The sequence below is a fragment of the Chryseobacterium sp. C3 genome (assembly GCF_014218905.1).
In the GTDB taxonomy this organism is placed as follows: Bacteria; Bacteroidota; Bacteroidia; order Flavobacteriales; family Weeksellaceae; genus Chryseobacterium; species Chryseobacterium mucoviscidosis.
Map to the genome: position 1 here is coordinate 169,406 of NZ_JACLCU010000005.1, position 26,366 is coordinate 195,771.

At 36.9% G+C, this 26,366-nt stretch carries 27 protein-coding genes; 15 read left to right on the plus strand and 12 right to left on the minus strand.

Annotated features, from left to right (window positions below; genetic code table 11):
• The first annotated feature begins 140 nt into the window (after nucleotides 1-140).
• From H6W53_RS12665 to H6W53_RS12675, 3 genes are all read left to right on the plus strand, one after another.
• Nucleotides 141-1,385 carry a DUF445 domain-containing protein gene (locus H6W53_RS12665; protein ID WP_116099443.1) on the plus strand — a complete coding sequence of 415 codons (1,245 nt, stop codon included), beginning with the start codon at nucleotides 141-143 and terminating at the stop codon, nucleotides 1,383-1,385.
• 28 nt (nucleotides 1,386-1,413) lie between these two features.
• Nucleotides 1,414-1,698, plus strand: a complete 285-nt coding sequence (locus tag H6W53_RS12670; protein WP_185207296.1) for a hypothetical protein — start codon at nucleotides 1,414-1,416, stop codon at nucleotides 1,696-1,698.
• 151 nt (nucleotides 1,699-1,849) lie between these two features.
• Entirely contained in the window at nucleotides 1,850-2,116 is a 267-nt protein-coding gene (locus H6W53_RS12675) for a hypothetical protein (protein WP_123956575.1), read from the plus strand.
• 87 nt (nucleotides 2,117-2,203) lie between these two features.
• Here the strand turns inward: H6W53_RS12675 and H6W53_RS12680 are convergent, their stop codons facing one another.
• The 3 genes from H6W53_RS12680 to H6W53_RS12690 all read right to left on the minus strand — a co-directional run bounded on the left by H6W53_RS12680 (nucleotide 2,204) and on the right by H6W53_RS12690 (nucleotide 5,312).
• Nucleotides 2,204-3,241 (minus strand): quinone-dependent dihydroorotate dehydrogenase, encoded by a 1,038-nt coding sequence (locus H6W53_RS12680; protein ID WP_185207298.1) that lies wholly within the window; start codon nucleotides 3,239-3,241, stop codon nucleotides 2,204-2,206.
• 334 nt (nucleotides 3,242-3,575) lie between these two features.
• Entirely contained in the window at nucleotides 3,576-4,271 is a 696-nt protein-coding gene (locus tag H6W53_RS12685) for a pseudouridine synthase (RefSeq protein ID WP_185207300.1), read from the minus strand.
• 24 nt (nucleotides 4,272-4,295) lie between these two features.
• A complete protein-coding gene (locus tag H6W53_RS12690) occupies nucleotides 4,296-5,312 on the minus strand; it encodes an alpha/beta hydrolase (RefSeq protein ID WP_317169752.1) in 1,017 nt (338 codons plus the stop codon).
• 103 nt (nucleotides 5,313-5,415) lie between these two features.
• On the opposite strand from H6W53_RS12690, the gene H6W53_RS12695 reads away from it, so the two are divergent.
• From H6W53_RS12695 to H6W53_RS12720, 6 genes are all read left to right on the plus strand, one after another.
• Entirely contained in the window at nucleotides 5,416-5,928 is a 513-nt protein-coding gene (locus H6W53_RS12695) for a hypothetical protein (protein ID WP_076391512.1), read from the plus strand.
• A 265-nt stretch (nucleotides 5,929-6,193) separates the two neighbouring features.
• Nucleotides 6,194-7,735 carry a glycine--tRNA ligase gene (locus tag H6W53_RS12700; RefSeq protein WP_185207304.1) on the plus strand — a complete coding sequence of 514 codons (1,542 nt, stop codon included), beginning with the start codon at nucleotides 6,194-6,196 and terminating at the stop codon, nucleotides 7,733-7,735.
• Between the two features lie 84 nt (nucleotides 7,736-7,819).
• Nucleotides 7,820-9,337, plus strand: a complete 1,518-nt coding sequence (locus tag H6W53_RS12705; RefSeq protein ID WP_185207306.1) for a hypothetical protein — start codon at nucleotides 7,820-7,822, stop codon at nucleotides 9,335-9,337.
• Between the two features lie 203 nt (nucleotides 9,338-9,540).
• The gene (locus tag H6W53_RS12710) at nucleotides 9,541-11,007 is read left to right on the plus strand and encodes a DUF5687 family protein (protein WP_185207308.1); all 1,467 of its coding nucleotides are present in this window, start codon (nucleotides 9,541-9,543) and stop codon (nucleotides 11,005-11,007) included.
• A gap of 1 nt (nucleotide 11,008) precedes the next feature.
• The gene (locus tag H6W53_RS12715; protein WP_185207310.1) at nucleotides 11,009-11,740 is read left to right on the plus strand and encodes an ABC transporter ATP-binding protein; all 732 of its coding nucleotides are present in this window, start codon (nucleotides 11,009-11,011) and stop codon (nucleotides 11,738-11,740) included.
• Between the two features lie 84 nt (nucleotides 11,741-11,824).
• The gene (locus H6W53_RS12720; protein WP_185207312.1) at nucleotides 11,825-12,457 is read left to right on the plus strand and encodes a nitroreductase family protein; all 633 of its coding nucleotides are present in this window, start codon (nucleotides 11,825-11,827) and stop codon (nucleotides 12,455-12,457) included.
• A gap of 56 nt (nucleotides 12,458-12,513) precedes the next feature.
• Here H6W53_RS12720 and H6W53_RS12725 read toward each other — a convergent pair whose 3' ends face one another.
• The 8 genes from H6W53_RS12725 to hemA all read right to left on the minus strand — a co-directional run bounded on the left by H6W53_RS12725 (nucleotide 12,514) and on the right by hemA (nucleotide 18,389).
• The gene (locus H6W53_RS12725) at nucleotides 12,514-12,720 is read right to left on the minus strand and encodes a type II toxin-antitoxin system RelE/ParE family toxin (protein WP_317169753.1); all 207 of its coding nucleotides are present in this window, start codon (nucleotides 12,718-12,720) and stop codon (nucleotides 12,514-12,516) included.
• Between the two features lie 110 nt (nucleotides 12,721-12,830).
• Entirely contained in the window at nucleotides 12,831-13,067 is a 237-nt protein-coding gene (locus H6W53_RS12730; RefSeq protein WP_185207314.1) for a hypothetical protein, read from the minus strand.
• A gap of 105 nt (nucleotides 13,068-13,172) precedes the next feature.
• Nucleotides 13,173-14,210 (minus strand): uroporphyrinogen decarboxylase, encoded by a 1,038-nt coding sequence (hemE, locus tag H6W53_RS12735; RefSeq protein ID WP_108408911.1) that lies wholly within the window; start codon nucleotides 14,208-14,210, stop codon nucleotides 13,173-13,175.
• Between the two features lie 40 nt (nucleotides 14,211-14,250).
• Entirely contained in the window at nucleotides 14,251-14,934 is a 684-nt protein-coding gene (locus H6W53_RS12740; protein WP_185207316.1) for a uroporphyrinogen-III synthase, read from the minus strand.
• The gene (locus H6W53_RS12745; protein WP_185207318.1) at nucleotides 14,934-15,593 is read right to left on the minus strand and encodes a peptidoglycan recognition family protein; all 660 of its coding nucleotides are present in this window, start codon (nucleotides 15,591-15,593) and stop codon (nucleotides 14,934-14,936) included. The genes H6W53_RS12740 and H6W53_RS12745 overlap by 1 nt, the downstream gene beginning before the upstream one ends.
• Nucleotides 15,593-16,174: a DUF1287 domain-containing protein gene (locus H6W53_RS12750; protein ID WP_185207320.1), complete on the minus strand. Its 582-nt coding sequence runs from the start codon at nucleotides 16,172-16,174 to the stop codon at nucleotides 15,593-15,595. The genes H6W53_RS12745 and H6W53_RS12750 overlap by 1 nt, the downstream gene beginning before the upstream one ends.
• Before the next feature lie 42 nt (nucleotides 16,175-16,216).
• Entirely contained in the window at nucleotides 16,217-17,128 is a 912-nt protein-coding gene (gene hemC / locus H6W53_RS12755) for a hydroxymethylbilane synthase (RefSeq protein ID WP_185207323.1), read from the minus strand.
• Complete coding sequence (gene hemA / locus H6W53_RS12760) at nucleotides 17,115-18,389, minus strand: glutamyl-tRNA reductase (RefSeq protein WP_087708547.1); 1,275 nt, start codon at nucleotides 18,387-18,389, stop codon at nucleotides 17,115-17,117. The genes hemC and hemA overlap by 14 nt, the downstream gene beginning before the upstream one ends.
• Before the next feature lie 394 nt (nucleotides 18,390-18,783).
• Between hemA and H6W53_RS12765 the strand changes: the two genes are divergently transcribed.
• The 6 genes from H6W53_RS12765 (at nucleotide 18,784) to H6W53_RS12790 (ending at nucleotide 25,134) form a co-directional block, all read left to right on the plus strand.
• Entirely contained in the window at nucleotides 18,784-19,809 is a 1,026-nt protein-coding gene (locus tag H6W53_RS12765; RefSeq protein WP_027381028.1) for a rod shape-determining protein, read from the plus strand.
• Between the two features lie 27 nt (nucleotides 19,810-19,836).
• Nucleotides 19,837-20,691 (plus strand): rod shape-determining protein MreC, encoded by an 855-nt coding sequence (mreC, locus tag H6W53_RS12770; protein ID WP_076391391.1) that lies wholly within the window; start codon nucleotides 19,837-19,839, stop codon nucleotides 20,689-20,691.
• Nucleotides 20,684-21,190, plus strand: coding sequence for a rod shape-determining protein MreD (locus H6W53_RS12775; protein WP_076391393.1), 507 nt, complete (start codon nucleotides 20,684-20,686; stop codon nucleotides 21,188-21,190). The genes mreC and H6W53_RS12775 overlap by 8 nt, the downstream gene beginning before the upstream one ends.
• Nucleotides 21,187-23,220: a peptidoglycan D,D-transpeptidase FtsI family protein gene (locus H6W53_RS12780; protein ID WP_185207325.1), complete on the plus strand. Its 2,034-nt coding sequence runs from the start codon at nucleotides 21,187-21,189 to the stop codon at nucleotides 23,218-23,220. Before H6W53_RS12775 ends, H6W53_RS12780 begins: the two co-directional genes overlap by 4 nt.
• Nucleotides 23,217-24,446, plus strand: coding sequence for a rod shape-determining protein RodA (rodA, locus tag H6W53_RS12785; RefSeq protein WP_185207327.1), 1,230 nt, complete (start codon nucleotides 23,217-23,219; stop codon nucleotides 24,444-24,446). The genes H6W53_RS12780 and rodA overlap by 4 nt, the downstream gene beginning before the upstream one ends.
• A gap of 109 nt (nucleotides 24,447-24,555) precedes the next feature.
• Entirely contained in the window at nucleotides 24,556-25,134 is a 579-nt protein-coding gene (locus H6W53_RS12790) for a pentapeptide repeat-containing protein (RefSeq protein ID WP_185207329.1), read from the plus strand.
• Between the two features lie 352 nt (nucleotides 25,135-25,486).
• On the opposite strand, the gene H6W53_RS12795 is transcribed toward H6W53_RS12790, so the two are convergent.
• Nucleotides 25,487-26,200, minus strand: coding sequence for a C40 family peptidase (locus H6W53_RS12795; protein ID WP_185207331.1), 714 nt, complete (start codon nucleotides 26,198-26,200; stop codon nucleotides 25,487-25,489).
• Nucleotides 26,201-26,366 lie beyond the last annotated feature (166 nt).

A 26,366-nucleotide genomic window follows, 5' to 3' on the forward strand; every position in this document is an offset into this window, starting at 1 on the left:
ATTTTAAATATTTTTATAAGTGAGACAAAATTTAAGCCGTAAAAACAATGATTCTGAGAAATCAGACATATAAATTACTATTTTTTTACAGCAAAATTTGTCCTTGAAAATTCACAACCAAATTTACTAAATTTGAGGATATGAATGATGAAGCCAAAAGAAAACAGCTCAGAAAATACAAAGCATTTGCCACAGGATTATTTGTGTTGATGGCAGTTCTGTTTATCGGAACAACCCTATTGCAAAAAACCATAGACTCGCACTGGATAGGTTACGTTCGTGCCTTTTCCGAGGCGGCAATGGTGGGAGCTTTGGCAGACTGGTTTGCCGTAACAGCCCTTTTCCGCCATCCGCTCGGATTACCGATTCCGCACACCAATCTTATTGAAAACAGCAAACAGAAACTGGGAGACAATTTGGGAAGTTTTGTCGTAACTAATTTTCTTTCTCCGGAAAACATCAGACCTTATATCCAGAAATTAAAAATCTCGAATTTTGTGGGAGAATGGCTCGGAAAAGAAAAGAATCAGGATGTTTTGCTTAAAAACCTTTCGGATATTGTACTAGATATTTTAAATAAGCTCGATGACTCGGAAGTAAGCCGTTTTATCAGCAACAAAGTGTCTGAAATGACAGATACCATCAAACTGAACGCCATTTTAGGCAACGGAATCAACTATCTTTTAGACAAAAACGATCATCAGAGGATTATTACCAATCTTTCTTCTCAGATTAAAAATTACATCGCTGAAAATGATGAAATGATTAAAGACCGCGTGAAAAAAGGAAGCTATACTTTTATCCCTGCTTTTGTGGATAATAAAATTGCTGATAAAATTACCTCCGGACTTTCTGACTTTTTCAAAGAGATTGAACAAGATCCGAACCACGAAATACGAAATCTGATCACCCAGAAAATCTATGATTTCTCCAATGAACTCAAACAGGATCCGAAATGGGAAGAGGAATTCAAAAACATTAAAAATGATCTCCTCAAAAACGACAAGCTGAATGAATATTCCAACGACATCTGGATTTCCATTAAAAATACGTTAACGAAAGAACTTCAGGACGATGAATCTTCATTAAAAAAATATCTGTCTAAAAATCTGAATGAATTTTCACAGAATTTAAAAAACGACGAAAATTTTCAGAAAAAAATCGACGACTGGGTTCGTGTTACCGCTTACAAATATATTCTAAAAAATACCCATCAATTCGGAAATCTCATCAGCTCGACCGTCGGAAACTGGCAGGGAAAAGAATTAAGCGAAAAGCTGGAGCTGGAAGTAGGGAAAGATCTTCAGTTCATCCGTGTGAACGGAACGATCGTCGGTGGTTTGGTGGGGCTGATTATTTATACGATTGCGCATTTTTTCTTGTGACCATTTTAAATTAAGTTACAATCAAACCATGAAAAAAACACTCTCACTGTTATTTTCTTTAAGCCTAACATTTTTACTTTGCCAAAAAATTGAATTAAAAAAAGTAATAGATTGTTCTCAAATTTTCAAAGGAAAGATTGCCGGAAATCCTGTCACAATGCAGTTGAGCTATGATGGAATTATCGATTATCATCAGTATCAGCATTTTGTGAAAGGTTGGTATTATTATGATAAATACAAAAAGAAAATTCCCTTGACGGGAGTTTATGATTTGGCTAATTTACATCTTTATAATTTTGGAAGTCAACATTAAAAAACATCGGACTCATTTTCAATTGACTGTAGACGTGAAAAATGCTTCAATTACAAAGTCAAGATGAAAAATTAACATATTTTATAATTTTTTTTTGTTTTTCTTATTGAAAGAAAAGAGTATTTTCGAGATTGATAAATATCTCATTAATATGAAAAAATTATTAAATGGAGCAACTCCATTATCAAGAAAAGCTCTAAAAGAAATAACAGGTGGATTAACAAATTTAGTAGTATATGATCCTGACAACAATTATTGTCAAAGTGCACTTGAAATTGTTCCTGTAGGATGTCCTTGTAATTCTAAAAGTATTTGCCCACAAAGATTCGGACCAGGTGCTATAGGAAATAATTCAGGACCAGCTACATTAGCGGGCGCATGCATTAATGGTGTTTGTGCAGGTTCTGTGAATCCTTAAGTAAAACTTTCAACTACTAAACAGTAGTTTTTGAATTACTGTTTAGTAAAAAAGTTTATTATACTTCTATATTTTTATCGTTTCAACTTATCTTGGTAAACGACCTGCTCTCGTCAAAATTTCCTTATTAATATCTTGAATCAATTCCGGACCTTCGTAGATAAAACCTGTGTACAACTGAACCAACGTTGCTCCTGCATCTAGCTTTTCAAGCGCATCTTTTGCAGAATGAATTCCGCCAACTCCGATGATCGGGAATGCTCTGTTGCTTTTATCAGACAGATATTTGATCATTTTTGTACTTCTTTCACGAATCGGTTTTCCGCTAAGACCGCCGTTTCCGATTTCCGCTAAAACTTCAGGTGACGTTTTCAGACCTTCACGGTTCACGGAAGTATTTGAAACTACAATTCCGTCAATTTTTGTTTCAGCAATCAGTTCAATAATTTCATCTAATTGATTATTGTTCAGATCCGGAGCAATTTTCAGGAGAATTGGTTTCTGTACAGATTTCGACTGGTTGATTTTTTTCACTTCCGTAATCAGTTCACGAAGATATTCTACATCTTCCAGTTTGGCGTGGCTTCCTACATTCGGACAGCTTACATTCAGCACAAAATAATCTACGTAAGGATGAAGCCCTTCAAAACATTCCAGATAATCCTGCGTGTAATTTTCGGGAGAAGTATTCGTATTTTTTCCGATGTTTCCACCGATGATAATTTTTCCCTTGTTGCCTTTCAGTTTTTCAATCGCTGCTTCTAAACCGTCGTTATTGAAGCCCATTCGGTTGATAATTCCGCCATCTTCAATTAAACGGAACAGTCTTTTTTTAGGATTTCCCGCCTGAGCTTTCGGCGTTACGGTTCCGATTTCTACAAATCCAAAGCCTAAATCTCCCAGTTCATTAAATAAAACCGCATTTTTATCGAAACCTGCCGCTAAACCAACAGGATTTTTAAATTTCAAGCCAAAAACTTCTCTTTCCAGACGTTTGTCTTCAATAGGTTTTGGAAAAAATAATTTGGTAAGAAATCCGAAATTTTTAAGCATCGAAAAAGTAAAATGGTGTACTTCTTCAGGATCAAATTTAAAAAGAATCGGGCGAATGAGCGATTTGTACATTGAAAAAAAGTTTTACAAAAGTACTCATTTTAAAATTAATGTTCGGTTAATGTATGATATTTTATGGAAAAAGATATTATCAATGGTATCTATAAAATTTAAATATGTAATTGGCAACTCAATGGATAATTTTTGACGTAAAGATTCAATTTCTATGTTCTTGTATAAAGTGAGCAATGAGGAATCAACGAGTTGATTTGAAGAAGCCAATTTAAAGAGCTTGATAGTTATTCGGTAAAATATAAACCTCATAGGTTTTTAAAAACCTATGAGGTTTGAATTAGTCTAATAGATTTACAACAACAAGAAAGAGCCAGAATAATAGCTGTAAAAGTTAAGAATATGCGCTCAAATCCAGTTTCAAAATATCCCCTACTTTTTTGAAATCCTCATCTATTGTAGCATTTACCGTAATTCTTTCGTTGGAAATCGGATGATTAAAAATTAACTGATGGGCGTGAAGCGTCATTTTATTGATGTCAAAGGTTTGAAGCCACAATTTATTCTGTTTGTTGCAACCATGCTTTCGACAGCCTAAAATGGGATGTAAAATATGTTTAAAATGCTTTCTCAACTGATGAAATCGTCCCGTTTCGGGGATAGCTTCTACCAGACAATATCTGGAAGTCTGATGTTTTAAAAAGGGTAAATCGATCTCTGAAGTCTGCAGACGGCGATAGTATGTTATTGCATTTTGCGTAATTTCGTTTTCGTTAACCAGATCATAATCGATTGTTTCCTCTTCTTTTGTCCAGCCTCGCAGAATAGCAATATATTTTTTTTCAACCCTTTTTTCCTCAAACTGAGTACTCATGATTCTCAGAGTATCTTTATCTAAAGTGAACAGCAAAACGCCCGAAGTTTTCCGGTCTAAACGATGGACAGGATACACTTTTTGCCCGATCTGCTTTCTCAGTTCCTGAATCGCATACGTATCGGCTTCTCCCGAATAAAAAGATTTATGAACCAACAATCCGCTCGGTTTATTGATGGCAATAAGATGTTCGTCGCGATAAAGAATTTCTAACATCCGGCAAAAGTAGATGTTTTATGCTTATTCTTCAAACTTAAGATGTGTATTAAAAAACGGCAGCATCTGATTTTCAATTCTTCCGTTTTCTTTGCTTACTTCGCTTCCGTGCGTTCCTATGTATTCTTCAGCTTCATGTTTTATACCTAGCATCTCCAGTGTTTTGCTGAAATTCAGGCAGCTTGGCGGAATGTGTTTCAGCTCGTCGTTTCTACCCCAGTCGAATTTTATGGCTTTTAATTTTTTCAGATTTTCATACTGTGAAAAAGGCAGTTCTGAAGTGGAATTCCTGTTCATTTCGTCTAAAATAGCTGAATTAATCCTTAACTTTTCACCTTCAAAAGAAAATGGAAGATCTGCAAAAAAGGGAGCTTTATTTTTATTTCCGTTGTAAGCTCTTGCGATGGCAAAGACAATATTTAACCTTGCATTTTCCGGTTTGGATACATCCTGAATGTTTTTAATTTGATCAGCATTTTTATAGAGTCCCATTTCTGAAAGTGCAAAGAAACGGGCGTCTAAAATTCCGGGTGACAGTGCATACACAGAAGAAAAAACTTCAGGATGAAGGATTGCATTTCTTAACGCTCCGTTTCCGCCCATGGAATGCCCTGAAATTCCGCGGCTGTCTTTATTTGCTATTGTTCTGTAATTTTTATCAATAAAACCGACCAGCTCAACAGAAGTGAAATCTGACCAGTTTCCTGAAGATTTTGAATTGGCGTAAAAACTTCCTTTGAAAATGGTACTTTCATCGGGCATAACAACGATAACAGGTTTTATCTTTTTTGAATAAATCGCCCGATCAAAAATATGATTGATCTTATCGTTGCTCACCAGCAAACTGTCGCTCCAGAAAAAACCGTGTAAAAAATAAATAACGGGATATCTTTTGGAGGATTTTTCATAATCCGGCGGAAGATAAACGGTTACTCTTCGCTTAGGATTTTCTCCTGCGCTATTCTGTAATGTTTTGGCGGTAATATAAGTTGTAACGATCTTTCCCTCAGAAATTTTCTGTGCAGATAACAAATGGTTCACCAAAAGGAAAAAATGATTTCATACCTCTGATATTGAAAAAAATTAACATTTTAAATTCTTTTGATAAAAGAGAGAATCTTTATTTTCGCGCAAATTTTTAACTATGAAAAAGCTATTATTTACTTTATTGCTGAGTATTTTTCCATTAATTTCTTTCGCCCAGAATTCAGATTCACTGAAGTTGGGAAAATCCAACAGGGAATTTTTCATCAAAGGAGATCAGAAATTTAAATTTTCCGAGTATAAAAAAGTGTTCACCAATCCTGAAGCACTGAACTATATGAAGAAAGCAAACACGAACAGTACGGTTTCTCAGATTTTCGGAGCAATTGGCGGTGGTTTTATCGGTTTCGGATTAGCAAAACAGATATTACGTACCAAAACAGCTTATCACAATGGCGTAGCCTACAAAGTAAAAGATAAAAGCGGTTGGGGATTGGTAGGAATCGGAGCCGGATTTGTGGGAATCGGGATTCCTTTTGCGATCAGTTCCGGAAAAAATCTGAAGAAAGCTGTGGATACGCAAAACCAGAATCCGGAAGGCGGAGAAGCAAAAACCGCTTCTTACAGGTTAGACATCACAGGAAACAGCATCGGATTATCCTACAATTTCTAAGATATACAAGAGCAGTTTTTACGACTGCTTTTTTTATGCTGTTCTTAGTAGTCCTGATTGAACGGCATGTCTGAGCTCTTTTTCTGTTTTCAGCGCGGCGGCTCCGCCGCGCTGAAAACAGAAAAAAGCGAGTAGTGAAAGCAGGTTCCCGACTCCTGAAATTTAAAAATGTAAATATTTGCTGTCTATTGACGGCTTTTTTTATTGAATTTCATGGAATTGGGATTCAAATTCATATTTTTGCACTTTCAGACGTTAAAAAATTATGGCAAAGCAAGAAGATGTTTTCAAGAAAGTGATTTCTCACGCTAAAGAATATGGTTTTATTTTCCCTTCGAGTGAGATCTACGATGGTTTATCCGCTGTTTATGATTATGGACAAAACGGAGCCGAGTTAAAAAATAATATCAAGCAATACTGGTGGAAAGCGATGGTACAGCTTAACGAAAATATTGTGGGTATTGATTCGGCGATCCTTATGCACCCGACTACATGGAAGGCTTCGGGGCACGTAGACGCTTTCAACGATCCATTGATTGATAATAAGGATTCTAAGAAACGTTTCAGAGCAGATGTTTTGGTGGAAGATTACTGTGCTAAAATTGAAGATAAGGAGAACAAGGAGATTGAAAAAGCAGCGAAAAGATTCGGTGAGGCTTTTGATAAAGATCAGTTTGTGGCAACAAATCCAAAAGTTTTGGAATACAGAGCCAAAAGGGAAGCAATCCTTTCCAGACTGGCAAAATCTTTAGAAAATGAAGATCTTGCTGATGTAAAAGCGTTAATTGAAGAGCTGGAAATTGCTGATCCTGATACCGGTTCTAAAAACTGGACGGAAGTAAGACAGTTCAACCTGATGTTCGGGACTAAGTTAGGGGCATCCGCAGATTCTGCAATGGATCTTTATTTAAGACCGGAAACTGCGCAGGGAATTTTCGTTAATTTCCTGAATGTACAGAAAACCTCTCGTCATAAACTTCCTTTCGGTATTGCACAAATCGGAAAAGCATTTAGAAATGAGATCGTTGCAAGACAGTTTATTTTCAGAATGCGTGAATTTGAACAGATGGAAATGCAGTTCTTCGTAGCTCCGGGAACAGAACTTGAATTCTATGAGCAGTGGAAGCAAAAGCGTCTGAACTGGCACAAAGCTTTAGGTTTGGGTGACGAAAATTACAGATTCCACGATCATGAAAAACTGGCTCACTACGCAAATGCTGCAGCAGATATTGAATTTAATTTCCCTTTCGGTTTCAAAGAACTGGAAGGTATTCACTCAAGAACGGATTTCGATTTAAAAGCGCATGAAGAATTTTCAGGAAGAAAACTTCAGTTCTTCGATCCTGAAAGAAACGAAAATTATGTTCCTTACGTAGTGGAAACTTCGGTTGGTTTAGACAGATTATTCCTTTCTATTTTCTCTCACTGCTTAAGAGATGAAGTTTTGGAAGATGGTTCCGAAAGAACGGTTTTATCTTTACCTCCGGCTTTAGCGCCCATTAAAGCAGCGATTCTTCCGTTAATGAAGAAAGACGGATTAGCAGAATATGCAGAAAAAGTTTTCAATGATTTAAAATACGATTTCAATTTATTCTACGAAGAAAAAGATGCGATCGGAAAACGTTACAGAAGACAAGACGCTATTGGTACACCTTACTGTATCACGATCGACCACGATTCTTTAACAGATCATACGGTGACGATAAGAGACAGAGATACGATGGTTCAGGAAAGAGTTCCTGTTTCAGAATTGAGAAGAATTATTGACGAAAAGACAAGTTTCAGAAATTTACTTTCTAAAATATAGATAAAAAGCCTTGAGAAATCAGGGCTTTTATTTTTTTAAGAACATATCCCCGAATTTGCTATTTTTGAAATTCAAATTTTAACCATGAAAAAATTAACATTTTTGGTTTTTGGTCTTATTCAGACAATTGCTTATTCTCAGACTCAGGATCTGGCTTCTTTAGCATCGGGAAAAAATGTAGGAATGAATGCGCTGTTTGATACCAAAGACAATCTTTACGGCTATGTTTCTATCTATTCCTACGGGAAAACAGACAATAAAAAACAGAAATTCGAATACGTTATTTTAGATAAAAACCTGAATCCGGTTGCGAATAAGGAATTTGAAGCGGGACTTCTGGTTTCCAATTATTTCGGATATGTGGATTTTAAAGGGCAGATTATTCTTCAGCCTTCGGACATCAATTATCTTCAGGCTTTTTCCAAAGATGCAGCGGCTCCGGTTTCTATGGTCATAGATCCTAAGACCAATACAGTAAAGCCTAAAGTTTATTACGATTATCAGGAAGACGGAACGTTTAAAGAAATCTCACAGCCCAAAACTTTTAAAGAAGAAAGAAAAGAAAACCGCGCCGAGAAGAAAGAGAAAGGCTACAATTATGTTTCTGCGGTAGGAGAAATTAAAGAAGGCGGTTATCTGGCTTTAGAATACAACGACTACGGAAAATACATCAATAAAAACAGCCTGATTAAATTCGACGATAACAAGAAAGAGATCTGGCGATACAGCTACAATACAAATGGAGATAAAAAAGTATTTTCGGATCTTACTATTTTGGAAAAGGACGAAAACCGCACCTACGGAATCCTGAGAAAGGTGAACGATGACGACAAAACTTTTTCTCTTCTGGTGATTGATATGAAAACCGGAAAAGAACTTTCCAACAAACCGATAACGGGACTTTCTCCAGAAACCATTTATAATATTGATGCTTTAAGCGGAATTGATAATGATAAAACTTTTGATGATAAAGTAGTTTTGCTGGGAAGAAATTATATTTCCAAAGAGAACAGAGGCTTTGCAAGATTTATCCTTGATAAAAACAATTATAATGTAGATCTGAAAACCATCAGCTACAAACCGGATCTTTCCAACCACATTCCAAAACTGAGCGCAGACGGAGGCGTAGAAAACGGCTATTATCTTCAGACAAAGGATGCGTATTTTATGAGTGACGGCAGTGTGGGAATTCTTTCAGAAAAATTCAAACCTGCAGGACAGTACAATGCTCCGAAAACGACCGATCTGGTTTACATTAACACCGATAAAGATTTTAAGGTAAAAGATGTACAGGTTTTTGAAAAAGAAAAATCCAAGTGGGTAAACAGCGATTATCTTTTTTCTCAATACCTGAATGACGGTAAAGACGTTGTCTTTTTCTTCCGCGATTATCAGAAAGATCAGGTAACCAAAGAAAAGAAGTGGAATCTTTTTATCAATACGATTATTGACGGAAAATTCAAACAGGAAGTCGTTCCTATTTCAGAAAAAGATAATTATGTGGTAACGCCGTATGTTGCGAAAGAAGGCTACATTCTGCTTCGCGAGTTCAACGAAAAAGAAAAATTCAATAAAATCCGTCTGGAAAGACTGAATTATTAAGCGTTGATTTAAATTTTATACTGAAGTCATTTAAACTTTTTTCCAAAGAAAAAAGTTTAAATGACTTCAGTATAAAATTTACAAAAAGCTAAAATGAAAAGTCAAACCGCAGAAATTTTCTGCGATTTTGTTTTTCTATCCATATAAATTCAATTTCTGTAACAATTCTATCTTTATATAAACTAATGTAATAAAAGATGGCTATGTTTTTAAAATTCCTCAGATTAGAAATCAAAAGCTTTTTTCGGGGCAGCTCTTTAGGAATCAATCTGGCAATGAAGATTCTTCGATTTATCGGGATTCTTTATTTTATGGCTTGTCTTGTAGGAGGAGCTTTCGGAGCATTTTTTTATATTCAGGAAGAAATGCATCAGAATCCCATAAAAGTGGTTTCAAAATTCATGATTGCGGCTTGGGCGGTTGATCTCATTGCCAAATATATTTGGCAGGAATTGCCGACGCAGAATATAAAGCCGTTTCTTACGCTCAATATTCCCAAAAAGACATTGGTGAATTATATGCTGGGAAAAACATTTCTGTCAGCTTTCAGTTGGTTCAATTCCCTGTTCCTGATTACTTTTTCCATCATTGCATTATTCAACGGATATGATGTTTTGGGCGTTGTTGAATGGCTGATTGGGATTTCGCTGTTATTTTACCTCAATAATTTTATCAACATTCTTTTTAACGATAAAGAAACCATTGCCATCGTTGTCGGATGTGTTTTTGCGGCAGTTGCAGGATTGGCGTATTACAATATTGTTCCGGTTCTGGATTATTCTGAGCGGTTTTTTTATAATTTTTTTGAAAGACCTTATTTTGTAGTAATTTCAATTGGGTTGTTTTTCGGGTTGTGGAAAATCTGCTATAATCATATCCGGAAAATATTTTATCTGGATGAAGGTCTGGAAGCTAAAAAAGAAATCGGAAGAACCGAGAATATTACCTTTCTCAACAAATACGGAGCGATCGGAACGTTCATCAACAATGATATTAAAATGCTGAAACGCAATAAGGTAACGAAAGGGATTTTGTGGGGAAGCATTATGTTTCTGTTCTACGGATTGTTGATGTTTTCGTCACCGATTTACAAAACACCTGCAATGATGATGTTCATGGGATTATTTGTAACCGGAGGATTTCAGTTTATGTTCGGACAGCGGGTTCCTGCTTTCGACAGCTCTTATTATCCTTTGATGATGACGCTGAATGTTCCTTACAAAGAATACCTGAAAGCAAAATGGTGGCTGATGAATATTGTCACCGCTTTTTCCATGATTCTGGCGGTTTGCTACGCCTATTTCGGCTGGGAAATGTATCTTACCTTCTTCGCTGCCGGCATTTACAATATCGGGGTAAATTCTCAGTTTACACTTTGGTCGGGCGCTTTTAACAAAACGCAGATAGATCTTAATGCCAAAGAAAAAAGATTCGGACAGAAAAACAGCTTTAACGTAAAAGCGCTCTTGCTGCTTATTCCGAAGATGTTTCTTCCGATGCTTGTTTTCGCATTGATGCAGAAGTTTTTCAGTATTACAGCGGGAGTTATCAGTATCGGAGTTTTAGGAGTAATCGGATTTTTTATCAGAGAAAAGATCTTCGATATTATCGTAAAACACTACAAAGTAGAAAAATACAGCACATTAGAAGCATTCAAAAACAAAGATTAATATGATCACCATTAATAATTTAACAAAAACATACGGAAAAGCAACCGTTTTAAATATAGAACATCTGGAAATTCCGAAAGGGGAAACGTTCGGTCTGGTAGGAAATAACGGAGCCGGAAAAACCACCCTTTTCAGCTTAATGCTTGATCTTATTCAGGCTTCTACAGGATTTGTAAGCATAGACGGGATAAAAGTAAATGAATCTGAAGCATGGAAAAACAAAGTTTCCGCTTTTGTAGACGATTCTTTCCTCATCGGTTATCTTACACCGGAAGAATATTTCTATTTCATCGGGGAACTGAGAGGGCAGAACAAAGCTTCTGTTGATGCCTTTTTAAAACAGTTTCATGATCTTTTCAGCGGAGAAATTTTAAACTCCGGAAAATACGTCCGCGATCTTTCTAAAGGAAACCAGAAAAAAGTAGGAATTGTGGGCGCCATCATCGGAAATCCCGAAATCATTATTCTGGATGAACCTTTCGCCAATCTGGATCCTTCCACACAGATCAAGCTTAAAAACTTAATTAAAGAACTGTCTAAACAGGATGGGGTGACTTTCCTTATTTCCAGCCACGATCTTTCCCATACAACAGAAGTATGCAACAGAATTGTAGTGGTAAACAAAGGACAATTGGTAAAAGATATTCAGACCAATCCTGAAACCCTGAAAGATCTGGAGCAGTATTTTGCAGATCAGATTTCAAGTCCGGTGGAAGAAGATTCTGTATTATAGATAATACCAATAAATGAAATTTGAAAATCATAGATCAAAAATTGTGGTACATCATTTAATTTTGTGAAAGTTAAAATTTAATCTATGGAATTAATTGAAAAACTGAACTGGAGATACGCTACCAAAGCTATGAACGGTCAGAAAGTACCACAGGAAAAAGTGGATAAAATAGTAGAAGCAGCAAGATTGGCTCCTACATCAAGCGGTCTTCAGCCTTTTGAAATTATAGTGATTACCAATCAGGAAGTTAAAGAACAGATCAAACCTCATGCGTGGAATCAGCCGCAGATCACAGATTGTTCTCATCTATTGGTTTTTGCAGCGTGGGATAATTACACAGAAGAAAGAATCAACAGAATGTTTGATCTTACCAATGAAGTAAGAGGATTTAAAAATGAAGGATGGGAAAATTACAGACAAAGTCTTTTAAATACTTACCCGCAAAGATCTGCAGAAGAAAACTTCACTCATGCAGCAAAACAGGCTTATATCGGTTTTGGAGCAGCGATTATTGCAGCCGCTTTCGAAGAAGTAGATTCTACCCCAATGGAAGGCTTTGTTCCGCAAGAAGTTGATAAGATTTTAAACCTGCAGGAAAAAGGTTTAAAAAGCGTTCTTTTATTACCAATCGGGTACAGAGATGCTTCCAACGACTGGTTGGTAAATCTTACGAAAATAAGAAAACCCAAAGAAGAATTCATTACAGAAATCAAGTAATTATTGATTGTTTTACTCATAGAAACACCCTTTCAATTGCTGAAAGGGTGTTTTATTTATTTTTCGCGATCTATCTTTTTAGGATTTTGTCTTGTATCAAAAACATCTGCAATTTTAATCAACTGATTTTCCTCGTCTACAGAGTAAATAATTTTATAGTTAGACTCTACAATGTAGTGATACGGGATGATTCTGTCTTCAAGTAAAAATTCTCTCTGACCCATTTTAGGATTGTCAATTAATTTATCCAGAGCTGTTAGAATTCAAGTAACAATTTTTAAAGCAACTTTGTAGCTTCCTGATGTTAATTCATAGTAATTAAAAATATCATCAATCTGCTTTTCTGAAAATTCCAACCAAATGATTTTATATTTCACCTTCCGTATTTTGACAGAAGTTCAGAAGTGGTTTTGAATTTTTTATTGTTGAAGTCAGCTTCGGATCTTGAAATTCTTTCATTCATTTCTTCTGTGGAGAAAGGTTTAAATTGATTTTCTTCATCCATATTTTTAGCTTTCTTCATGAGTTTTTCAAACTGAACAATCATTTCCTCACTCTGAAGGTTGAGAAAAGCCTGTATAAAAGCTAATTTTCTGCTTCGGATATCCATTTTTATAAATATTTGATAATCAAATGTATAAAAATTATTTTAAAATTAAAATCCCTTTCAATTGGTTTTTTGAAAGGGATTTTTTATTCTATATGTATTTAAATACTAAAACTCAGCATTCGGTTTCCAATCCACCACTGCTCTGATGAAAGCTTCTGCATTTTCCACAGGAATATTCGGTAAAATGCCGTGTCCTAAATTGGCAATGTAACGGTCTTTTCCGAAACGGTTGATCATTTCCGTAACCATTTTTTTAATTGTTTCAGGAGTTGAATGCAGTCTTGCAGGATCAAAATTTCCCTGAAGCGTCATTGTATGATTGGTTAAAGTTCTTGCAAACTCAGGCTTAATCGTCCAGTCAACACCCAAAGCAGAAACCGGAGACTGTGCCATATCTTCCAGAGCAAACCAGCATCCTTTTCCGAAAACCACAACGTGCGTTAAAGGGCTTAAAGCTTCAACGATCTGGTTGATGTATTTCCATGAAAATTCCTGATAATCTGCCGGAGAAAGCATTCCGCCCCATGAATCGAAAACCTGAACCGCAGAAACCCCTTTTTCAACCTTTCTTTTCAGATAAGCGATCGTTGTATCCGTAATCTTTTGAAGTAATAAATGCGCCGCTTCCGGTTGTGTAAAGCAGAAAGACTTAGCAATATCAAAAGCCTTGCTTCCTTTTCCTTCCACACAATAGCAGAGTATCGTCCATGGAGAACCTGCAAAACCGATCAGCGGAATTTCATTATCTAATTTCTGTAAAGTCAGTTCAATGGCATCAAAAACATAACCTAACGTATCATTCACATCCGGAACCACCACATTCTGCACATCTTCCATCGTTCTGATGGGATTATCCAGCCATGGACCTACAGATTCCTTCATTTTGAAATCAATTCCCATTGCCTGCGGAACAACGAGAATATCAGAGAATAAAATCGCTGCATCCAAAGGAAATCTTCTGATCGGCTGTACGGTAATTTCGGAAGCAAGTTCCGGTGTCTGACATCTTGTGAAGAAGTCGTATTTGTCGCGTAATGCAATAAATTCCGGCAAATATCTTCCAGCCTGTCTCATCATCCAAACCGGCGGTCTTTCTACGGTTTCTCCGCGAAGTGCTTTTAAGTATAGGTCGTTTTTAATCATAATATACTAGACTTTATTGCCAAGAATGACAATTAAAATATCAATTTTTGTTTAAAATCTCTTTTCGGATCAGCTTCAGAACAGAAAGTAATGTGCTTCCTTCCGAAACCAAAACAGGCTTTGAAGTATGCTTTCTGAGTTCATTGGCAGTCGTTTCTCCAATGGAAACCAGAATCATATCACCAAAAGAATTTCGATTTGCAAAACTACGAACTCCGCTCGGACTAAAAAACACTGCGGCATGATATTTTTCATTTATCAACGGATTGATTTCCTCCGTATTGTACACCGTGATTTTTCTGTAGCTGATGTTTTGAAGAGGAAGATTTTTGTCAAGCACGTCTAATGCGATGTTTCCACAGAAATGAAGGAATTTTTCCTGCTGACAGTGCATAATGATAAACCGTGAAAGTTCTTCGGCATTTTTCAGGACTTTAAACGTTCCGAAACCGTTTTTTCTCAGCTCTTTTTTCGTCTTTTCACCGACGCAGTAGATTTTATTGTAGTTTTTCGCCGTAAAATCTTCGTTGGGTTTAAATCCGTTTTTAAAAAATGAACTTACTCCTTTTGCGCTGGTAAAAATTAATGAATAATCTTTGAGATCAAAAGACTCAATTGTTAGAGAACTTGTTTTAATTACCTCAACACAGTCAAACGAAACATCGTCTCCCAATTCTTTGGTTACAATCGCAGGATCTAGGTTTTTGGTAAATAAAATATTCATTACGGTTTATCTTTTAGATGTAAATCGGCGGTCTGAAGCCTTACTTTGTTCATAAAATCCTTTCCCGGATCTTCTTTTCCTGTGAAATAATTCGGGTCAGATTCTTTCCACAGTTTTGAATTTCTGAAGATTCCGTATTCCGAATGTCCGATGAGGTATTCTATTTTATATTTTTGGGTTAAATACCGTATCAGTTGTGCGTTCGCGGAAACCTGTTTGTCCGTAAGCGGTTCTTTTTTACTTCCGATATTTTCAATTCCGATGGCGCAGTAATTCAAACCAATCGTATGTCTTGCAAACTGATTCGGTTCCATCAACTGATAAACCGTTCCGTCTCTGTCAATGATGAATTGTGAAGAAACATTCAGCGTGCTTTGCTTTTTCAGGGTATTTCTTGCGTTTTCAAGATGCGTTTTGTTGAAATATTTAAAATTGCTTTCCACATTTCCGCCTGCCGTGTAGTGAAGAACAATCATTTTCGGAACAATCGTCGGTGTTTTCAGAACCAGACCGTGATGCTCTTTCAGATATTCCAAACTTAAACGAACTCTCTCTTCAGAATAATTGATAGGCTTATTGATGATTTTCAGTTCATTTTTTTGAGCTGATGCAAAACCCATCAACATAAAAACCAATAAGCAGATTACATTTCTCACCATTATTTCTGATATTGATAATGTCCTGTAATGGTAAACTTAAACAGACAGTCTTCCAAAACCTGTCCGCCTCCGATATTGTGTACAATTAAATATCTTTTCCCGTCCGCCGATTTTCTGTTCACTACAATTCCGATGTGCGTTAAATTTCCAGGAAGATCCCAGGTTACAATATCTCCGGGAACATATAATTCAGGTTTGGTTTCAATGGATTTTGATTTTCCAAATTTGGCAAAGAACACTCTCAGGTTGGGAACTCTGCGGTGGTCGATATTCGTGTCGGGCTTTTTCAGTCCCCATTTTTTAGGATATTTTGAAAAATTTTTCGCCATATCTTCATGCACTTCTTTCTGAAGATCAATCCCCAGTTTTCGGTAAGCTCTGATCACAACATCGGTACAAACGCCTTTGTCCGAAGGAACGTCTCCGTTCGGATACTTGATGTTGAAATAGGCGGGATCATAACTTACACGGTCTTTTGTAAGGCTTAAAGCCGCATTAGAAAGTTTTTGGGCAAACTGATTCTGTGCTTTTCCAAAAAACACGCAAAGAACTACAATAAATATTGAGAAATATTTCTTCATAGAAATCCGGAACCTTAAAAGTTAAAATGTAAAAAGTGAATTTTAGATCTGGCTTTTAATTTCCGCCATCAATTCTTTTCCGCCGTTTTCAAGAACAGTTTTTGCAAATTTTTCCCCGAAATTTTCTTCATTATTATATATGAAGCTTTCATCGGTTGCGATGCTGTTTTTACCATCCAGAGAACAAAGCGCTGCCTTGAAGCGGATCTGATCTTCAAAAAGTTCTGCAAATGCTCCGATAGGTGCGGTACAGCCCCCTTCCAGGGTGCTCAGGAAATTTCTTTCCATTTCCACACAGATCTGCGTATTTTTATGATTGGTAAACTGTCTGATGATTTCATTGATCTCAGTTTTGTCTGAATGTCCTGCGACAGCAATCACTCCCTGCGACGGAGCCGGAATTAAAAACGGAATCATTTCATAATCAATGTCCATTTTCATTCTCTTAATTCCTGCCAGAGACAGAATGGTCGCATCAAAATCTCCTTCTTCCAGCTTCTGAAGCCTTGTCTGAATATTTCCACGAATGTCCGAAAATTCAGCATTGGGGAAGTTTTTCAGCCAGAATGCTCTTCTTCTTAAACTGCTGGTTGCCAGTTTAAGCTCGTGAAGTTCTTTGTTTTTTGCAGATTCCTTTCGGATCAAAACATCCTGCGGAAAATCTCTTTCCAGATAGGAAACGATCTCAAGGTTTTCGGGAAGTTTTGTAGGAACATCCTTTAAAGAATGTACGGCAATATCAATTTCGTCATTTAATAAGGCAACATCAAGATCTCTGGTGAAAACGCCTGTAATTCCTAATGAATACAGGGGTTGTGTAAGGTTTTTATCGCCTGAAGAGACAATAGGAATGATTTCCGTTAAATAATTGTTGTTCTGAAGATGCCTCGCAACTTCTCTAGCCTGCCAAAGTGCCAGTGCAGAATTTCTGGTTCCGATTCTAATGCTTTTCATTGAATTCGTTGTTTGGTTGTTCAACTAATATTTCGTGCATTAATTTACTAATTTCTTCGGCTTTTAAAGGATTATCGATGATATATTTTGCAAAACGGTTGGTAATTTTCTGGATCATTTTATCAGAAAGTTCCATATCCGTGATGTTTATGTATTTATTTTTTTTGTAAAAATTATGCATTTCATTGCGTTCCATATTCTTAAGAACCGCTTTGAAATGATGAATATTGGGCGCCAGTTTTCTCTTTTTTTCCCACTCAAGGAAGTCTTTCGTCATTTCCTTGATGATTTTTTCGGCTTTCGGGATCTCTTTTTCTCTCTGCTGAATGGTCTCCTGAATCTGTTTGGAAAGTTCATCCACGTCGATCAGCGTTACATTTTCATTCTCCTTTACATTTTTATCCACGTTATTCGGGATGGATAAATCAATTACCAAAGTTTCTTTTCCATTCGGGAAATGAGACCTGTTCACGATGGGATGTCTCGCTCCGGTAGCAACGATAAGAATATCTGTATTGCCCAATTCTTTATCAAAATCGGCGTAATCAATATGCGGAATATTGTACTTCTCGGAAATCTTAGCTGCCGTTTCCTGAGTTCTGTTGGCGATTTTTATTTTGGGCTGGTAAACGTGTTTTACGAGATTTTCAACCGTATTCTGCCCGATTTCTCCTACACCAAGCAGAAGAATATTTTTTTCGGTAATTCTTTTCTGGCTGTTTAAAATATAATGAACCGCCGCATAAGAAACAGAAGCTGCTCCGTTGGAAATTCCGGTTTCGTTTTTTATTCTTTTCGAAATCTGAATGGCGGAATTGATGGCTCTTTCCAGATAAGGATTGGAGTTCTGTCTTTCTTTTTTGAAACGGTTGTAGGCTTTTTTAATCTGTCCGATGATCTCAAAATCCCCGATAATCTGGCTTTCAAGTCCGGCTGCAACTCTGAAAAGGTGAGTTAAAGCTTCTTCCTTCGTTAAAATATTGGCAAACTGAAGAAAATCCATCAGATTAACCCCGATTGTTTTGCAGTATTCTTCAGCAACAAGAAGATAGTTGGGAGAAGTGGTATAAATTTCGGTTCTGTTACAAGTCGAAACGACAAATGAATCCCCTAAATCTTCATTATGGATCCGGGTAACGAAATTCTTAATGTTTTCATCAAAAAATGCAAATTTACCTCTTGTTTCTGCGTCAGCTTTTTCGAAACTAACGGAAAGCACAGCAAAATTAGACGTCTGATGTATGTTTGAATATTGTAACATAAGCGTGGCAAATTTACGTTTTTTTTAGCAAACCACTTTCTGAAAATGTATATGATAATTATCGTAAAAAACTATTTCGGAGATGGTAAAATGGGATGCCTTGTTGTTAATAAACGTTAAAATTATTTTTCAAAAAAGATAAATTTTCATCATTTGGATACTCCGTAAAGATATTTCACAAAAAAGAAGAAGTTAAGGACTGCCGTTTTACCTGCATTAAGCCTGTGTTTATCTTAAATCCAGCTTAAAATAAATTCTGTAAATGCTTAGAGCAAAAGTTAATAGCCAATTACAAATTTTAATAAAAATTTAACCAAATTATATGCCCGCGGAATTTCTTTGGTAGTCTTAAATTTATATCTTTGTAACTCTTTAAAAAATCAGAAGTAAAAGTATGAGTTTATTCGATATGTTTACGCAAGAAATTGCGATAGACCTTGGTACTGCCAACACCCTTATCATCCATAATAATAAAATTGTTATAGACCAGCCGTCTATTGTCGCGATCGAGCGTTCGACAGGCAGACCGATTGCCGTGGGTGAACAGGCGAAACACATGCAGGGGAAAACTCATGAGGACATCAAAACAATCCGTCCGTTGAAAGACGGGGTAATTGCCGATTTCCACGCTTCTGAACACATGATTAAGGAATTTATCAAAAAAATTCCTGGAATTAAAGGGAAATTTATTCAGCCCGCATTAAGAATCGTAATCTGTATTCCTTCCGGAATTACGGAGGTTGAAAAAAGAGCGGTAAGAGATTCTGCCCAGAAGGTAAACGCTAAAGAAGTTCGTTTGATTTACGAACCGATGGCTGCAGCAATAGGGGTTGGAATCGACGTACAGAAACCTGAAGGAAACATGATCATCGATATAGGTGGCGGTACTACAGAAATTGCTGTTGTAGCTTTAGGAGGCATCGTTTGCGATAAATCTGTAAAAATTGCGGGAGATGTATTTACGAATGACATCGCGTATTACTTAAGAACGCATCACAACTTATATATCGGAGAAAGAACAGCGGAGAGAATTAAAATCGAAGTTGGTTCTGCCGTTGAAGATTTAGACGTAGATATCGAAGATATTCCGGTACAGGGAAGAGACCTTATTACAGGAAAGCCTAAAGAAATTATGGTGGGTTACAAAGAGATTGCCAGAGCATTGGACAAATCGATCATCAGAATTGAAGATGCGGTAATGGAAACTCTTTCTCTTACTCCTCCGGAATTGGCGGCAGATATTTATAAGACAGGAATTTATCTTGCCGGTGGCGGTGCATTATTAAGAGGTCTTGCAGACAGATTGCACAAAAAGACAGGTCTTCCTGTATTTGTAGCAGAAGATCCGTTGAGAGCGGTTGTTCGCGGAACAGGTATTGCACTTAAGAATATGGATAAATTCAATTTCTTAATTAAATAATTCTAACTTTTTACGAAACACATCTGAATGGGATTTTTGCTGAGATTATTTTCAAAGAATGCGCTATTTGTCTTCTTTATATTTCTGCAAATCATTGCTCTTGTTCTGATATTCTCTAAAAACGCCATGCAGCAATCATGGATTGCAGGGCAGTCTGCTGCTTTCAATTCGTGGGTTTCGGGATATATCGATGAAGGGGTTTCGTATCTTAAGCTGAAACAGATCAACGAAGATCTTGTAGCACAGAATAAAGCCTTGATGGTGGAACTTTACGGAAAACAGGGGGCAAAAAATCCAATGTTCAGAAAAGTTCATGATACCATCGGAGGCGGACAGATCTATACTTTTGTAGACGGAGAGATTGTTTTCAACAGTATCAACAGAAGAAATAACTACTTTACCATCAACAGAGGTCGCAGAGACGGTGTTTTTCCGCAAATGGGCGTGATGGCTCCGAAAGGGATTGCCGGAATCGTTATTAATTCTACAGACAGCTATGCTTTGGTTCAGTCGGTTTTAAGTGTTAATAAAATCAGAATCAATGCTGCTTTAAAAAACTCAGGATATTTCGGAACTTTAACATGGAACGGAGACAACTCCAGAGTAATGCATTTGGCGGATATTCCAAAATATGTTGCCCTGAAAATTGGCGATACTGTGGTTACCGACGGAAAATCAGCGATTTTCCCTAAAGGGGTACAGATCGGAACCATTGCAGGATATTCTGTGGATAATAAAACCGGATTCTGGGATATTTCGGTGGAACTAAGTGAAAAAATGGGAGCTTTAAGCAAAGTTTATGTGGTGAAAAACCTCAAGAAAGCTGAAGTTCAGAAGATTCAGGATACCATGCAGGCTGTAATAAAAAAGGAAAATGATTAGCAGAACATTATTTACGGATATATTGATTATGATTTTTCTTGTTGCATTACAGGTTTTTGTACTGAACAGGATCACCATTTTCGGAAAGTACACTCCGGTGCTCTATCCGGTATTCGTGATGTTTTATCCTTTTTTCAGAAATAAATTTCAGTTTTTAGCACTAAGTTTTCTTATCGGGCTTTCCGTAGATGCATTTCTCGGAACCTGGGGAATGAATGCCTTTGCAACCACTTTGATTGCTTATTTCAGGACTTTGATTTTCCGAACTTCTACAGATACTTCTACAGATTTTTTCTCTTTTCAGTCCCTGCAGTGGGCGCAGTTTTTACTGTTTTTATTTTCAAGTATCTTTTTGCATCAGCTTTTAGTACAGTACATTGAATTCTTCAAGTTGAGCAGATTTTTTGAAATATTGCTTAATGTATTGGTAACTAGTTTAATTTCGTTTATATTTATAGTTATTTACGCATTAATCTTTAAAATCAAACAAAAAGTTTGAACACACGTTATTTAAAAATCTTTTCCGTTCTTATCGTTATCGCTCTGATTTTTGTAGCGAGAATTGCTTATTTACAGTTGTTTACGGATCGTTATGCTTTAAATGCAGCGAATACTTCCATTAAAATTGAATACGTTATTCCGCAAAGAGGAGTTATTTTTGACCGAAACGGTAAAATTCTGGTGGGAAACCAGCCTGCTTACGAAATTTCCTTCACTCAGGCTTTGATGCGTCCTGATTTTGATACCGTAGGATTCTGTAACCTGATGAAGATTTCGAAAAATGATTTCGTAAGAACCATTGAAAATATTAAAAAAGAAAAATATTATTCTAAGCTGACTCCCATGACCTTCATGAAAAATCTAAGTCGTGAAGATATTGCGAGAGTTCAGGAAATTATATTCAAATATCCTGCTTTCAGCATCGTTTCGAGACCTCAGCGACAATATGAAGTTTCTACGTCGGGAAATCTTTTGGGATATACCAGTGAAGTTAACGAAAGGGAAATTAAAAAGGACTCTGCGTATTACTTACCGGGCGATTTCATCGGAAAAACAGGAGTTGAAAAAGCCTACGAAAAAGACCTTCGCGGAGTGAAGGGAATGAAATACATTCAGAAGGACATCAAACTGAGAAATGTAGGACCTTACAAAAACGGATCTTTAGACAAAGACGTTATCACAGGAAAAGACATTACACTTACCATAGACTACGATCTGCAGAGAATTGCTGAAGAAATGCTTGTCAATAAGCACGGTGCCATTGTAGCAATTGATCCCAATAACGGAGAAGTTCTGGTCGCAGCAACGGGACCGGATATCGATCCGAATCTTTTTACCGGACCGAATAAATCTAAAAACCTCTACGCTTTATCCAAAGATACGATCTACGAGAACAAACCGACTTTCGACCGGTCTTTACAGGCAGCTTATCCTCCCGGTTCCACATTTAAATTGTTAACCGCTTTGTCTGCTATGCAGATGGGCGTGATGGACGAAAATACAGTGTTTCCTTGTGGAGGCGGATTTAATTACAGAGGGTTGAGAATTAAAGGTCACGGGGGCGCAGATCCGCTGATTCCTGCTATTCAGGTTTCCAGTAACTGTTACTTTTCCTACGCGTATTTGGCGATCATTAATAAATATCCGGGAAATCCTTCGAAGGGAGTTGACGAATGGAAAAAGATCATGAGTAGCTTCGGAGTAGGGGAATTTTTGAACAATGATTTTGCAGTAGGTGCAAAAGGAAGAATTCCAACCGGAGAATTTTACGAAAAAAGAATGGCTTCTATTTATAAAGCAAGTGGTTCTAAAAAAGATCCTAAAAACTGGGATCCTTTGGCAACCGGGGCTGTTTTCAACGGAATGGGACAGGGGGATGTATTGGTAACTCCGCTTCAGCTTGCCAATTATGTGGCTGCAATTGCCAATAAAGGATGGTATTACACTCCGCATATCGTAAAATCGATCGACGGAAAGCCAAATCCGGATCCGAGATTCAAAAAGAAACATCAGACTTTAGTTGATAAAAAACATTTTGAACCGGTGCTGAAAGGAATGGAAGCCGTAGTTTTAAGAGGTACAGCACATGGCTTAAAATCAAATGACTTCACGCAGTTAGCAAAAACAGGAACTGCTCAGGTTCCGCAAGGAAAAGATAATTCCATTTTTGTTTTGATTGCTCCGGCTGATAAACCTAAGATTGTGGTTGCAGCGGTAATGGAACACGCCGGATTTGGAGCGACTTGGGCAGGTCCAGCCTCAACGGTAATCGCCGAAAAATTTATTACAGGCGATCTGAAGCGTGAAAATCTCTACAAAAAAATGACTTCCTCAAGCTTTATGCCTGAATACAAAAGACAGTGGATTGCCGATCTGAAGCGCAAAGGTTTATACAAAGAACCGGTAGATTCTCTCAAGCAGAAAAGAATACAGGACAGCCTGAAATTTGTAAAAGAGCAGAAAGCAAAACTGCAGAAACAGATAGACATCGAAACGAAAAATAATAAAACAAAACCTGCTAAACAATGAAATGGGCAGAAGGAATAGATAAATTAGGTCTTGGCTTATATTTCCTGCTTTGTGCTTTTGCCATCGCAAATATTTATAGTGTAGACCAAAAGTTAGGAGAAAAACAGCTTATTTTCTTCTGCATTTCCCTGTTCGTCGGATTGGTGATTTTCGTGGGACGAAGCAAGTTCTTCGAAAATATGTCAGGAATTATTTACATTGGAGGTGTTTTACTGCTGATTGGGCTTTTTCCTTTTGGAAAAGAAATTCTCGGGCAGAAAAACTGGTATAAATTCGGAAGTTTTACCATGCAGCCCGTTGAGTTTGCAAAGATTGGAACCGCTTTAATGCTTGCAAATTATGTTTCCGGACCGGAATTTAATCTGAAAAACAGAAAGTCATTACTAACCACTTTGGCTATTGTCGGAATTCCGGCTGTTGTAGTTCTCGCCATTCCCGATGTTGGTTCCATGTTGGTTTTTATCGCCTTCTTTATTGCCTTGTATCGTGAAGGATTGAGCGGAGTTCTGTTTGGAGTAGGATTTCTTTTTGCAGGGGTTTTCCTCGTCTCTTTGGCGATAGATCCGATCTGGGTTGCGATTACCATCATCCTGATTATCGGAGGGTACATTGCAATGAATTATTACAAAATGTCGTGGAATATTATTTCCATTTCAAGTATTGCAGGTTCGGTGCTGCTTTTATGTGGTCTGGCTTTCGGTGCGCCTTATATTTTAGAAAAACTTCCGAAACACCAGAGAGAAAGAATTGAGGTTCTTTTTAAAGGTGAAAAAGCTTTCAGAGATACTTCCGGTTATAATTTATTGTATTCTAAAACCGCTATCGGTTCCGGAGGTCTTTGGGGAAAAGGATACCGTGAAGGTTCCGTTACGCAGGGGAAATTTGTTCCGGAGCAGGAAACCGACTATATTTTCTGTACGGTAGGTGAAGAATGGGGCTTTGTAGGAAGTGCTGTTCTTATTCTCTGTTATATGATCTACATCGGACGAATTTATTATCTCGCTGAGCAGCAGAAATCGGGCTTTAACCGCGTTTTCGGATATTGCTTTGCCTCGATTCTTTTAATGCACTTTACCATCAATTTAGGAATGGTAATGGGACTTTTTCCAACCGTTGGTATTCCGTTGCCGTATTTCAGTTATGGAGGAAGTTCTTTACTGGCGTTCTCAATGATGACTTTTATTTTCTTTAAATTAAATTATTCGGATAAGAATAGTCTGGTTTAAAAGCTGGAGGATAGAAGTTGGAAGTTTAAAATGGTATGTTTTAATTTTCATAATTGTGATCTGTGTAATCTGCCAAATTCGTGAGATAAAATAACTCTCAACAAAGTTTATGAAAGAATCCTATTTTTCAGATCAGCATTTCGAGAACAAAAATTTCACGCAGCCTTTAGACAAAGGCGAATACGAAAACTGTACTTTCCGAAACTGTAATTTAGAATACGCCAATCTTTCAGGATTCAATTTTAACGACTGCGAATTTATTGGCTGCAACCTCAGCATGGTGAATCTGGTTTCAACAGCTTTTCGCGAGGTGGTTTTTAAAGAGTGTAAAATGTTTGGACTGCATTTTAACGACTGCAACGAATTCGGATTATCGTTTATATTTGAAAGCTGTCTTCTCAACAATTCCATATTTTATAAAACATCAATCAAAAAAACACTATTCAGAAATTCAAAATTAATTGAGGTTGATTTTTCTGAATGCGATTTATCGAACGCAGTATTTTCCGGTTGCGATCTCTCCGGAGCTGTTTTCGACCACAGCAACCTTGAAAAAGCGGATTTCCGTACATCGTTCAGCTATTCCATCAATCCGGCTTCAAACAGGCTTAAAAAGGCTAAATTTTCGCTTTCTGAAATTCATGGACTCCTTCATCAGTTCGATATTGAAATTGATAAAAATGGATAGATTACAGTTGATGGTTAATCGTTGATCGTTTGCTGCCTAATACCATTTTATCTTTGGATTTTCTGTACATAAATATTCCGTAGGAATTGTATCTGTGCAGCATAAATGAAGAATGCAGAATCAGAACTCCGCAGGAGTTCAATTTCACAGTAAATTTGAGAATTGATCTAAGCTCAATCTTAAAGCTTTTACAGGCTCTGAAGCTTTTATCCTCTTAGTATTAGAAAAAAGCAATTCCCATTCTCTGAAGGGGTGGATTTTGCGAAGCAAAAGACGGGGTAGTTAAAAACGGAACAATAAAAAAACCATCAAAATTTTTGATGGTTTCATTATTTAAATCAATTATTTAAAATTAAAAACTTGCTGCGTTTGCTGCCGGAGTTGTTGTTGCAAGATTATTGTAAGCTTCTCCGTTTTCGTTGATGATTCTCTTTCCGAATCTGTATTTTGGACCCCAATAAGAATCATTTAATGAAGAAATCATGACTCCTTTTGAAGTTGCGGCGTGAATGAACTTCACTTCTCCGTCTTCTGTTACGCTTTCTACGATTCCTACGTGAGAAATTCTTCTTCCGTGAGAAAAGAAGATCAAATCTCCTTTCTGAAGGTTTTCTTTTTCGATTCTCTCACCTTCTTCAGATTGTGAAGCAGCTACTCTTGGTAAGCTAAGACCTGCTGCAGCACCGAAAACTGAAAGTACAAAAGCTGAACAGTCAATCCCGTTTCTTGTCATTCCTCCGTAACGGTAAGGCGTTCCAAGATAGGTCTGTGCTTCGTTTAAGATGTTATCGATTGTTGTGTTATGTTTGATTGCTTTTGCAATCTCAGAATTTTTGATAGAATTTTTTGCGTTGGCTAAAGTAGCTGCCTTTTCTGCAAGAAATGAGTTGATTAATTTCTGCTTATCCTGCTCCATTTTGTTTGTTTCAAGAGAGGCAAGTTTGGCATCTGTTTTGTATTCTTTAGCGTAAGTTGCTGGTTTTGAAACTACGTAGTTTGTAACACATGATTGTAACGATACAGTAGAGACGAAAGCAACTAGATAAAACAAAACTCTTTTCTTCATATATATTTGATTACCGTGTTAAAAAAAGGATAGTATATTTTCAAAAGCAATACAAAAATATAGAATCCAAGTAAAAGAGCCCCGATATGACAATTGTCAGGTTCTTTATTTAACACATTTTAACATAATTTTTAAGTATGTTAAAAAAAAATAAACCGCAACCGCC